The 12832-nt window shown below is 46.9% G+C and carries 6 protein-coding genes; 3 read left to right on the top strand and 3 right to left on the bottom strand.

Features of this window, described 5'->3' with window-relative positions:
• Positions 1-464: 464 nt before the first annotated feature.
• Positions 465-1406, top strand: coding sequence for a GUN4 domain-containing protein (locus NG792_RS10430; protein WP_261235393.1), 942 nt, complete (start codon positions 465-467; stop codon positions 1404-1406).
• 185 nt (positions 1407-1591) lie between these two features.
• Here NG792_RS10430 and NG792_RS10425 read toward each other — a convergent pair whose 3' ends face one another.
• From NG792_RS10425 to NG792_RS10415, 3 genes are all read right to left on the bottom strand, one after another.
• Complete coding sequence (locus tag NG792_RS10425; protein ID WP_261198798.1) at positions 1592-2161, bottom strand: Spy/CpxP family protein refolding chaperone; 570 nt, start codon at positions 2159-2161, stop codon at positions 1592-1594.
• 139 nt (positions 2162-2300) lie between these two features.
• Complete coding sequence (locus NG792_RS10420) at positions 2301-2672, bottom strand: hypothetical protein (RefSeq protein WP_261198799.1); 372 nt, start codon at positions 2670-2672, stop codon at positions 2301-2303.
• Positions 2669-3241 (bottom strand): sigma-70 family RNA polymerase sigma factor, encoded by a 573-nt coding sequence (locus NG792_RS10415; protein ID WP_261198896.1) that lies wholly within the window; start codon positions 3239-3241, stop codon positions 2669-2671. Before NG792_RS10415 ends, NG792_RS10420 begins: the two co-directional genes overlap by 4 nt.
• A gap of 446 nt (positions 3242-3687) precedes the next feature.
• Between NG792_RS10415 and NG792_RS10410 the strand changes: the two genes are divergently transcribed.
• Both NG792_RS10410 and NG792_RS10405 read left to right on the top strand, forming a co-directional pair.
• The gene (locus NG792_RS10410; RefSeq protein ID WP_261235392.1) at positions 3688-6117 is read left to right on the top strand and encodes a GAF domain-containing sensor histidine kinase; all 2430 of its coding nucleotides are present in this window, start codon (positions 3688-3690) and stop codon (positions 6115-6117) included.
• Positions 6118-6382: 265 nt separating this feature from the next.
• Complete coding sequence (locus NG792_RS10405) at positions 6383-12766, top strand: AAA family ATPase (protein WP_261235391.1); 6384 nt, start codon at positions 6383-6385, stop codon at positions 12764-12766.
• Positions 12767-12832 lie beyond the last annotated feature (66 nt).

Below are 12832 nucleotides of genomic sequence, written 5' to 3'. Positions count from 1 at the left end.
TCCGTAAAAGTTGAAACGGTTATAGAGTTTCTCACAGGGAGTTTAAAGCCTTTGTCCAATTCGGGTCAAGGCGAGTGCCTGGGAAATAGCTGGACTATACCTCAGAGTAGGGTCTTTAATAGGATTGGACTCCTTATGGAGTTGCTCTCCTATCACTTTAGCCTGATTATCCTGTAGAATCATCATTTGGGTTAGGAAATTTAACCGGGGTGGATAGGCGTAACCCATCCCAGTGGACGAAAACCCGCCGAAGTCGGTCCGAATTTTTGTCAGGCCGGGGAAGAATTTAAAAGAGTGGAAATGGGTTCAATTTAAAATTCAATTTTAGGGTTATGGACTTGCAAAAATTTTTGATTCCGGTTTTCAAAATCCGTCCCTTGACTCGAACGGTGATGAACCCTTTTTCGGGTAAGAGAATTAGGGCATTCAGCCTCATTGTTTGTTTGATTTTACAATCTTGTTTATTGGAACAGCCTCCTAAACCAGACCCGCTATTTCAGCTAACCTCCACCGCCAACATTGACTATAAACCCCTGCAAGCATTACTGAGGGAGCATCAGTGGAAAGCTGCCGATCGCGCAACTTTTCAGATTTTGTTAAAAATCAGCCAGAGAGAAGGCGAAGGATGGTTAAGTAAAACCGATGTAGAAAAACTTGCCTGTGAGGATTTGCACACCTTAGCACAGCTATGGAATTACTACAGCGATAGTCGTTTTGGCTTTATTCAGCAGCAAAAGATTTGGGAATCTGTAGGCGGAATTGTCGGGAATTATACCCCAGAAATTGCCGAGAAATTTGGCGATCGCGTCGGCTGGCGTAGGCAAGGTCAGTGGAAGACCTACGAGCAACTGAAGTTCTCTAAATCTGCTCCCGAAGGCCATTTACCGGCTACCACTGGAAATGGGGTAAGTGGTGGGGTTTGGAATGGGGTTGCCTCTATTACCCATCGCTTGAAATACTGCCATTTTGTCGATGCTTTGGCTAGTCAACAATGGGTTACCGCAGACTGGAAAATCTTAGATTTATTAGACCCCTATCGAGCAGATACCAGGAGCGCTACAGCTTCTCTATTAATTGCGGATATTCCTTGTTCTGAACTTCAAGAGATTGATCGACTGTGGCTCAAATATTCTAATAAACGCTTTGGTTTAAGCGTTCAAACTGCTTTTTTAAAGACAACAGGCAATGACCCAAAAGAATTAAACTGGGAGCATTATGCCGACTTTGAAAGAGCAGTGGGTTGGTCTGGGGTCCATCATCAAGAGGATGACTACAATGGGGTTGATCCTCAAACAATTCCCCCGGGACATTTTCCCTATCGAATCGGCTACAGCTATGAAACCTTTGGTTCGGGTTTTCACCGCACCTGGCGACTTGATTTGAATCCAAATTGTGGATTTTATTAAGCAAGACCCTAAAAATCCACCTCTTACAAAAAAAGGTATTGTTCCTCTGCTCAACTGTGCAATAAAAGGGACAAGGCAGTGCCTTGTCCCTTGGATTGAAGCTGGTCCGGCGGTTCTAGGAGGCCCGTACCGGATGAGATAGAGAGGGGTTTTTCTGCTTGACTGTACCCCTCTGTTCAAGATGACTATTGTCCGGGTCCGATTCTGTTAGATCCGGGACGATTTCCCCGGCCATTGCCATTATTATTTTGACGGTTTTGATTGCCTTGACGGTTCTGGTGGTTTTGGCGACGCTCTTGCATTAATTGGGCAAACTGAACCCGTTGTTCTGCGGTGAGAACGTTGCGAATGGCTAACATTTGCTCAAACTGCATTTGTCCGATTTGTTGGCGCATTTGGAGAATTTCATTGTGTTGATTCCGCAGGTCGTTATCGCTGGTATTGTCACTCATCATTTGACCCATGCGCTCCATGCTTTGACGCATTTGCTCTCGACTAGCTTGCATCTGAGTTTCGTAGCGATCGCGAATAGCTTGGATGTCTTGCTGTTGCTGTGCTGTGAGATTTAACTGGTCGAGCCAGCCTTCTTTTCCAGCCCATTGATCACCCCCTTCAGAACCGCGATCGCGATGGTTTCCCCCGGGACGTTGCGCAATGGTTTGTTCTCCAAAGCTTTGCGGTGCAGCATAAGCGGGAGTGGTAATTCCCAGGGTAAGCATTAAAGCGGCTAACAAGGAAAGACGATAGGCAGACATAATTTAATCCTCACTTAATTTGCAATGAATGCTTAGTTTGCATTTAAACTTTTAGACCGGGTTTGACCTGAAATAGTCTCTGGATTTAAGGGAACTTCGTTGAGTTCACAAAAAATGGCATGAAAGTGATACTGGCCCTTTATTCGGTTTCTAAGGGGGGGAGGCTTTCTTCCTCAACAAAAATCAAATCAGTAGAGGGGTCTAGCATTTCATCCTGCAAGAGACCATTCCAGGTATATTCCATGTAGGCTTCAATTTGAGCTAACTCGCTGGCGGGAGTTGGGGAAAATAGCCCGGGTTTAATTCCCCAAAATGCCAGGGAAAACCCAGCAGCAATTGCAGGAACAATCCACCAAAGAATGCGCGGTGAATAACGCATTGCCCTGGGGCGATCGCCCGCAACGGCGGCTATAACTCGTTCTTCTAACTGCGGAGAAGCCGGGGGAATATCCGGGCGATATTGGCGTAAAAAATCTACGAGACTGTCGGGTTTTTCTGGGGGTTGATTCATAGTTGCACTCCTTCAGATTCCAGAAATTTTCGCATAGACGATCGGGCATGAAACAACCGGGATTTAACCGTTCCCACCGGAATGTTCATAATTTGAGCGACCTCCTTTTGCGGGAGATCTTCGAGGTCATGAAGAACCAAAACTGCCCGATGCTCAAAACTTAAACCCTCTAGTCCTCGTTGCACTAAATCCTGGTAATGTAAGTGCATTAAATCGGGGGTTTGGGACTGGGGAGGCCGCTCGCTGCTGCTGTCCTGTTGTAGCAAGGCGATGGATCCGTGATGTTGGGCCTGTTCTTTGGCAAAACCTTGACGGCGATCGGTTGCCACATTCCAGGTAATTCGATACAGCCAAGTGGAGAAGTAGGCGGGTTGCCGGAGTTTTGGTAATCCTTTCCATACTTTTAAAAACACCTCCTGTACCAAGTCATCGAGCTCCGGTGCACCACAGAGTTGATACAGGGTCGATCGCACCTGATGTTGATAGCGCCGGTACAACTGAGCAAAACAGTCCTGACCCAGGAGGCGATCGCCCTCAGAGAAATCCCTGTTTTGACAACACTTTACCAGGTCCAAATCGGATGGCTCCTTTGTAATTACCTTTGCTGACACGGTGAGCACCTGTGACTTTTTCCTCAATCAAGGATTTGGGAATTCTGAGGGTTTAGACCCCAGGGTAAATTTAAAGGTTCAAACTCTCGGCTTTGGATATTGAGGCGCATTAGGGAATCTTAAATGTAGGGCCTCTAGGTTCCACTGCTCTGAAGATGAGGGCCCACTGGCGATTCCTGTGGTGGGGTCGTATTTTGGGGAACTCAAGAAAATTAGCCGGATGGTTAGGGAGCGAATTTTGTACCCCAGCGTCTCCTGGACGAGAGCTAAACTTACTCTGCAAATTTTTAACCCAGGGCGCTTTGATGGAGGGTTCTGAGTTAAGCTAGACAGAGCAAACAGAGAGTTTAATAAAAAATTAAGGGTTAAGTTGGCGCAGCGAGTAGGACTACAGGAGGAAACTGATGACATTCACGCTTAAAAAACTGTATGGGAAAAAAGAAATCCGGTCGGCAATTGACGGTTTTGTGACCGCACTGGATAGCCCGATCGCCCTGATAGATGGAGGGGGGGCGGTTATTGTAGGTGATCTGAATGCAAATTTCAGTAAATACCCCATTGTGGTCAATGGAGAAGTGATCGGCTGGGTTTGTGGTGAGGAAAAAGTCTGTGCGATCGCCTCAATGATTTCTTGTTTGGCAACCCAAGAGGTAGAAAAAAAAGCCTTAGCCCGAGAAGTTCTGGGAAAATATCGAGAGTTAACTCTACTTTATAACATTTCTGAAAAAATAATTGGTAGTTTAGATATCAAAGAAGTCGCAGCGATTGTGCTAGAAGAAGCCCAACGCGGCATTAAAGCGAGTAGTGGGGCGGTGATGTTGTGGGAGGAAGGGAGCGATCGCCTAGAATCCATTGAGGCATTCGGCCCCGCAGCAGACTGTTTCAGCCAGTTAGGGGTGACGGCAACCCTGGTCAATCGGTCGGTGGAGACGGGACGCGGAGAAATTGTCAATGATATTGTATGGGATGTGGCCCTAGATGCAGGCCAGAATGAACCACCGGGTATCACCTCCGTGATGTGCGTCCCCCTGAAAACGAAAGAAAAAGTCATTGGGGCGATCGCGATCGGGAACATTGACTCCCTCGGCTATACCGCTGAAGATTTAAAATTGCTGAGTGCCTTAGCCTCCCAAGCGGCGAGTGCGATCGCCGCTTTAGCCCATGAAAACAAACTCAAAGAAAGCCGCAGACAGGCGATCTTATTTCGCTTGGCTACCCAAATTCGCCAGTCTCTTGAACTGAGTAGCATCTTAGAAACAGCCGTAACGGAAATTCGCAGCCTGTTACGGGTTGATCGCTGTTTGTTTGCTTGGTATAAACCTGCCAAATCTAACATTAAATCATGGGAATCCACGGACCCGGATGAGAGGCCCCCAGAACCCTGTGCGGAACGGTCCTTACGGCATCATTCAGGTCATCTCACTCACTTACTCCTACATACCTCGGATTATTGGCAAGTGATTAACGAAGCCAAGCATCCCGCTTTACGGAGTCTGATCGGCGACTACGCCACCAGCGAAGTCGGGGGATTGGCATCGAAACTGTTGCAGATGGAAATTGTCCGAGGGGATGATGTGACGAAATTAACAGATTCCGTGATGCGGCAGTTTTTTCTCAAACAAGATGTTAGCTCTATTTTAGCCGTTCCCATCGAGACCCGACTGGGGAAAATGGGGTTTGTGGCTTGTGCCAACAGTAGCAAAATTCGACCTTGGAGTGATGATGAAATCGAACTGTTAGAAGCCGTGGGCAATCAACTGGCGATCGCCATCGACCAAGCCGAACTGTATCAACAAAGTCTCCACAGTGCCGAAGTTGCCCGCGAAAAAGCCGAAGAACTAGAAAAAACCCTGGTGGAATTACAGCAAACCGAGGCCCAACTGGTCCAGAGTGAAAAAATGTCGGGACTGGGGCAGTTAGTGGCTGGAATTGCTCATGAAATTAATAATCCCGTTAATTTTATTCACGGCAATTTGGTTCATGTGAATAATTATACCTTAGAACTCCTGACTGTTCTCAATCTTTATCAAAAATACTATCCCGAACCCGTAGCGGAACTGGAAGCGGCGATCGAAGAAATGGATGTGGAGTTTCTGATGGATGACTTGCCCAAATTGCTCTCTAGTATGAAGCTGGGAACGGACCGGATTCGGGCGATCGTTCAAAGTCTGAGACTCTTCTCCCGGGTGGATGAATCGGACATGAAGCGGGCCAATATTCGGGACGGGATTGAAAGTACCTTAATGATTTTACAGCACCGTTTAAATGCTCAACCGGGACGGCTGCCGATTCAATTGATTTTTGAAGATGGGGACCTGCCTCTGGTGGAATGCTATCCGGGTCAATTGAATCAAGTGTTTATGAACCTGATTGCCAATGCGATCGACGCCCTGGAAGAAGCAATGGCTTCTGGCAACGGGAGGGAATCCCAGACCTTGCCGACCCTGCGAATTCGCACGGAACGGGTTGATTTTCCCCCGGTGGATAGCGATGAGGAACCCTTGAAAAATTCGGCTTCTCCCCGGGTTCGGATCACCATTGCTGACAACGGCATCGGCATGACGGAAAGCGTGCGTCGGCGACTTTTTGATCCCTTTTTCACCACCAAAGCTGTGGGTAAAGGGACGGGTCTGGGGTTGTCCATTAGCTATCAGATTGTGGTAGAGAAACACCGAGGAACCTTAGAGTGTATTTCTGAACCGAATCAAGGGGCAGAATTTATCATTGAATTGCCAATTTTCCAGTCTCCAAGTCAAGGTAATGTGAGTTTTTTTAACAGGAATAGCGGGGTCAGGGAGGCTAAAAGTAGGGTCCATCACGTCCAAAATTGCTAAAATTTTTTGAGTGTTCTATTATAGTAAAGAATCCATATCCGTCACCAACATTTTAGGGTTGCAGCATCTACGAAATCTCTCAAAATCGGTGCAACGCGCAGACGGTTCAGCAGCGCTCATCTACAAGGCGGTATTTTGTTGGTTCGGGAGGTGCCTATCTCTGGGGCGATCGCTGTGGCGATCAAAACAGGGAGTTTAGGGGCAATCGCGCTGAGTTCAAACCCAGCGATCGCCTAAATTATCCTTCTAAAATTACCCAATCCCCATGACTCATCCCCAAATTTCTCTCTCCCTTCCCGGCTATCAAATCACCGAAGAAATTCAAGCGGGGACCAAAACCCTGATTTATCGAGCAATTCGTAAATCTGACCAAAAACCCGTGATTTTAAAGGCTTTAGCCTCGGAATATCCCAGCTTTGAAGAATTAGCCCGGTTAAAGCATGAATATGAAATTACCCGCAATTTAGAGAGCAATCGGATAATCAAACCCTTGGAGATCGAAGCCGTTCACAATACCTTGATACTGGTCTTTGCCGATGAAGGCGGCCAGTCTCTCAAACAACTCCTACTGGCTGAAAAGCTAAGAATAGAAATTTTTTTACAAATTGCCCTTCAGTTAACAGAAACCCTGGGAGAACTCCACCAATCTCAGATCGTTCATAAAGATATTAAACCTTCCAATCTCATCATTTTGAATCACGCTCAACCTTTGAGCGTTAGAATTACTGACTTTAGCATTGCCACCCGCCTCGGGCGAGAAACACAAACCCTCACCCATCATCCCACCCTCCTAGAAGGAACCCTCGCCTATATGTCCCCGGAACAAACCGGGCGCATGAACCGATGTTTAGACTATCGCACTGACTTCTATTCATTAGGGATTACCTTTTATGAAATGCTGGCGGGTCAATTGCCTTTTGTCGCAGAAGACCCGTTAGAATTAATTCACTGCCACATTGCCAAACAGCCGGTTTCCCTACAGGTTTTAATGCCGGAAATTCCCCAGGCTTTGAGCGAAATTGTCATGAAATTAATGGCCAAAACTGCCGAAGACCGCTATCAAAGTGCTTATGGAATTAAAGCTGATTTAGAATATTGCCTCACCCATTTGAACGATCAGGATAACCTCAAAGATTTCAGGCCGGGAAAATGGGATAAAAGTGGTAAATTTGTCCTCTCCCAAAAACTCTACGGACGCGATCGCGAAGTTGCCAGCCTCCTAGAAGCCTTTAATCGCATCGCCTCGGTTTCCCCGGAGAGTCCCCCGGATACCTCCCCTGCTGCTGTTAAATTAGGAACCCCTGAACTAATTTTAATTGCCGGGTATTCTGGCATTGGTAAAACCAGTATTGTCCATGAAGTTCATAAACCCATTGTTCGTCAACGGGGGTATTTCATCGCCGGAAAATTCGACCAGTTTAAGCGGGATATTCCTTACGCTTCTCTGATTCAAGCCTTCCAGTCCTTAATTCGCCAACTGCTCACCGAACCCCCCGAACAAATTGCCCAATGGCAACAAAAACTCTTAGCAGCAGTGGGTGAAAATGGGCAAATCATTATTGATGTAATTCCCGAAGTCGAATCCATTATTGGCCAACAGCTACCCATTGCTCCATTAGGACCCAGTGAAACTCAAAATCGATTTAATCGGGTGTTTAAAAAGTTTATTCATGTATTTACGCAACCGGAACACCCCCTAGTTCTCTTTTTGGATGATTTACAGTGGGCGGATTCCGCTTCCTTAAACCTCCTGGAATTGCTGATGAGCGATGCCGAAAGTCATCACTTATTAATGATAGGGGCATATCGCGATAATGAAGTCAGTCCCACCCATCCTTTTATCCTCACTCTTGAGGAAATTGAGAAGATGGGAGCTAAAGTCACTACCATTGAACTCGAACCTCTAGGGGTAACCCATGTCACGGCGTTGATTTCCGATAGCTTTAGTTGTACCTGGGAACAGGCACAACCCTTAGCTGAACTGATTTTTAAAAAAACTCATGGAAATCCGTTTTTCTTGACGCAATTGCTCAAATCTCTCCATCAAGATGGGTTGCTTTCCTTTGATTTTAATCAAGGAGTTTGGCAATGGGATATGGAGCAAATTCGCCGGATTGGAATTACCGAGAACGTCGTCGATTTAATGGCGGGTAAGATTCGTCAATTTAGCGAAAATGCCCAGAATGTTTTAAAATTAGCCGCTTGTATTGGTAACCGATTTGATTTGAATATTTTGGCGATTGTTCGAGAGCGATCGCCAGCTTTAACGGCGGGGGATTTGTGGGAAGCCTTACAAGAGGGGTTAGTTTTACCCTTAAGTGAAAGTTATAAAATTCCCACGGTTTCCGAGAATCTGGAAGGAATTGAAGTCTGTTATCAATTTCTGCACGATCGCGTGCAACAAGCAGCCTATTCTTTGATTCCGGATGCCCAGAAAAAAGCGGTGCACCTGAAAATTGGTCAGCTTCTCCTCCAGCATACCCCCCAAACCGAACTAGAGGAGCAAATCTTTGACATTGTTAATCATTTGAATATTGGGGTTGAATTACTACAGGGTTCCGAAGAAAAACTTCAACTTGCCCGACTGAATGCGATCGCTGGGAAAAAATCCAAAGCCTCCAATGCCTACCACAGTGCGATCGTTCACTTTAGCCTAGGCATGGACCTGCTCGATACAAACCCTTGGGAAACCGATTATGAACTCATATTTTTCTTGCACCAAGAACTGGGGGAATGTCAATATTTAGTTGGAAATTTCGACCTTGCCGAAACTCTATTTAACCGAGCCTTATCTCAAGCCAAATCCCCCTTTGAACGGGCGGAAATCTATTCCCTCTATATCGCGGCTTGCATGACCAAAGGCGATAATTTTTATCAAGCAGTGGAATTAGGCATCGAAGGATTAAAAGATTTTGGAATCAATTTTCCCAGCCAGAAAGAGGAGTTAAAAGCGGCCCTAGTTGCCGAACAGGAGACCGTCCAGACCCTGCTCATGGGCCAGAATATTGCGGATTTAGTGAACCTTCCGGAAATGAGCGACCCCGATAAAAAGATGGCGATGAACCTCCTTGTTCATTCCTGGACGGCGACCTATTTTGCCAATAGTCCAAACTGGCTGGGATTGATGGGATTAAAAATGCTTCGCCTCACCTTGGAATATGGAAGTGTGGATGCATCCGCTTTTAGTTATGTCGTCTATGGCATGATTTTAGCGGGTCATCAGGACTATCCAGCGGCTTATCAATTTGGGGATTTAGCCTTAAAATTGCGGGAGAAATTTCCGAATCATACTCTCACCCCGAAAATCAATAATATATTCGCCCATACCATTAATCCCTTCTGGCAACATCTCCAGACTAATTTACCCTTGTATCGAGAGTCCTATAAGGTCAGTTTGGAAACCGGGGATATTGTTTGGGGGGTTTGGGCAGTTACCTATCAGTTGTGGACGCAATTAATTATTGGAAACCGACTACCCGAGGTCTATGAGAAGTCGGAAAAATACCTCCAATTTATCGAAAAAACCAACGATCGCAATATGATCGCCGGTTATCGGACCTTGCAACAAACGGTTTTAAACTTACAGGGATTAACCGATAGCTCAATTACCCTAAATAGTCCGGATTACAATGAAACCGCTACCCTGCAATTGTGGGCCGAAAATCAATTTTATGTAGGCATGAATTGGTTTTGGATGCTCAAGAGTCTAGTATTGTTTCTCCAGGAAGACTATCAAACGGCGTTGATAGTTGCCCGTCAAGCTGATGAAACCATTGGAACAAATTTTGGCTTTTTCAGCATGACTCAACATTATTTTTATTACTCCTTGATTCTGACTGCCCTGTATCCAACAGTGCAGGAGGAGGAAAAACCCAGCCTGTGGAATAGTCTCCAGGAAAATCGCCAAAACCTCAAACTGTGGGCAGAAACTGGGAAAGAGAATTTTCTCCATAAGTATCTGTTGGTTGAGGCAGAAATAGCCCGAATTAGCGAGCGCCCGTTAGAGGCAATGGAACTATATGACCAGGCGATCGCCAGCGCCCAAGAACAGGGATATTTGCAAATTGAAGCCATCGCCAACGAACTGGCAGCCAAGTTTTATCTAGGCTTAGGACGTCTGAAAATTGCCAAAACTTATTTGACCGATGCGCGTTATCATTATAGTCTGTGGGGGGCGACCGCTAAGGTTCAGCAACTCGATAAAACTTATCCGGACCTGTTAGTCCGAGCATCCATTCGAGACAGCGCCTCGGGAGACTTCAGTTCAACCCTAACGGGAGAACACGCCACCACCGTTGGCAATGCGGCTTTACTGGATATCGCTACGGTTATGAAAGCCTCGCAAACGATTTCTTCAGAAATAGTCTTAGAAACTTTGCTGGAAAAATTAATGCATATTCTCATCGAAAATGCAGGCGCTCAAAAAGGGCATTTACTCCTCCATCGTCAGGGTAAATTTGTCCGGGTGGCTGAGGGAACTGTAGAGAATGATCAAGTTACCTTACTGCCCTCAATTCCCCTAGAAAATTCCTCCGATCTGCCCTTGGGATTAATTCACTATGTCGATCGCACCCAAAAACCCCTGTTGCTGAATAATGCCCTTGAAGAAGGACTGTTTACCACCGAATCCTATATTGTCCGCCATCAAGTCAAATCGGTTTTATGTACCCCGATTGTCCATCAAGGCAAGCGCGTCGGGTTACTGTATTTGGAAAATAACCGGGCAGCCGGTGCCTTTACCCCCGATCGCCTGGAAGTCCTGCGAATGTTATCCGCACAGGCAGCCATTTCCCTAGAATTGGCCCGGGTGGTTAAACAAGTACAGGATACCGTCGCCTACTTAAGTGCGATTATCACGAATATTGCCGATGGACTGCTGGTTACCGATGCCCGGGGTCAGATTACCCGCGTCAATCCTGCCCTGCTGGCGATGTTTGACCGCCTTGAGAGTGAGACGGTGGGGAAACATTGTTCCGCACTTTTGCCCCTGGACCTCGCTCAAGCGATCGCCCAGAGTGTCACTTCTCCTAACGAAGTGATCACAGCGGAAGTAGAACTCGCCTTTGAGCGCGTCGGGAAAGCCGTGGCGACTTCTATTTTACCCCAGGAGTTATCAGAAGCGGATGCTGCCCACTGTATTGGGACGGTGATCCTGATTCGAGATATCACAACGGAGAAAGAAATCGATCGCATGAAGACCGATTTTATCTCTACCGTATCTCACGAACTGCGGACTCCCCTCACTTCCGTGGTCGGTTTTGCCAAACTGATCCAGAAAAAACTCCAAGACAAGATTTTACCCAGCTTCCAGGAGTCCGATCGCAAAACCCAAAAAGCTGTCGCCCAAGTGGGAGATAACATTAATATTATTATCTCCGAAGGAGAACGGTTGACCAATTTAATTAACGATGTTCTGGATATCGCCAAAATGGAAGCCGGAAAAGTGGATTGGCAAATGCAGCCCTTGGCGGTATCCGAACTGGTGGAACGGGCTTTTTCCGCCACATCCAGCCTATTTGAAAACAGTGGATTGGAGCAAATCCGAGAGATTGAAAGCGGATTGCCCGAAGTGATGGGCGATCGCGATCGGTTATTACAAGTGCTAATTAATCTGATCTCCAATGCCGTGAAATTTACCCGGACCGGATCCGTAACGGTCCGGGCGCAACTCCAGAACGAGCAACTCAAAATCTCCGTGATTGATACCGGCATCGGCATTCCCCCGGAATATCAAGAGACTGTGTTTGAGAAATTTAAGCAAGTCGGGGATACCCTGACGGACAAACCTAAAGGGACCGGACTGGGATTACCGATTTGTAAACAGATTGTCGAACATCACCAGGGTCAGATTTGGGTGGAAAGTGAGGAAGAATCCGGGACAACGTTTTCCTTTACCCTCCCTCTGACCCCAGAGAGTGAGTTACCCACCCGGGCTAAACTCAACTTCCAGACCCTAGTCCAGCAGTTGCAACAAACCATCGTCCCCCATCCAGAACACCCGCGCCGCGATCGCCCAAAAACCATCCTGGTGGTCGATGATGAGGCTCACATTCGGTCCCTGCTGCGCCAGGAATTGGAAGCGTCCGGGTATCACGTGCGAGAAGCCCAAAACGGCATGGAGGCGATCGCCCAGGTGAAAGCCATCCCCCCGGACTTGATTCTGCTGGATGTGATGATGCCGCAAATTAGTGGATTTGATGTGGCAGCCGTGCTTAAAAATGATCCCAATACCCTGCATATTCCCATCGCCATCCTCTCAATTATCGAAGATAAACAGCGAGGTTATCGTCTCGGGGTCGATCGCTATTTAACCAAACCGATTGATCGCGAGGACTTACTTAACCAAATTGGCTTCCTCCTCTCCCAGGAAACTTCTAAAAAGAAAGTTTTGGTTGTGGATGAGGATGTTTCCGCAGTCAAACTTTTGGCCGATGTCCTGGAAGCGAAAGGATATATCGTTACCGAAGCCTCAAGCGGCCCGGAATGCCTTGAGAAAGCACGAGCGGTCAAACCTGATATGATTATAGTAGATTCTCTATTTTCCGATCGACATGATATCGTCAAAACCTTGCGATTTGAGAAGGGCCTAGAAAATGTCTTTTTCCTGTTGCTTGCGGAAAATCAGGACCCTGCTCCCGGGACGAACTAACGGCGGTCAGTAACGCCCAGGATAGCCCGGACACCGTTTCCGGTGTAAATCCCCCACGGTTACCGC

The sequence above is a fragment of the Laspinema olomoucense D3b genome, assembly GCF_025370785.1.
Classification (GTDB): Bacteria; Cyanobacteriota; Cyanobacteriia; order Cyanobacteriales; family Laspinemataceae; genus Laspinema; species Laspinema olomoucense.
This window is presented reverse-complemented; position numbering and strand designations above follow the sequence as displayed.

Bases quoted from the DNA above. Each gene is read 5' to 3' on its own strand.
- NG792_RS10425 (WP_261198798.1), bottom strand. From the start codon at position 2,161: ATGTCTGCCTATCGTCTTTCCTTGTTAGCCGCTTTAATGCTTACCCTG.
- NG792_RS10420 (WP_261198799.1), bottom strand. From the start codon at position 2,672: ATGAATCAACCCCCAGAAAAACCCGACAGTCTCGTAGATTTTTTACGC.
- NG792_RS10410 (WP_261235392.1), top strand. From the start codon at position 3,688: ATGACATTCACGCTTAAAAAACTGTATGGGAAAAAAGAAATCCGGTCG.
- NG792_RS10405 (WP_261235391.1), top strand. From the start codon at position 6,383: ATGACTCATCCCCAAATTTCTCTCTCCCTTCCCGGCTATCAAATCACC.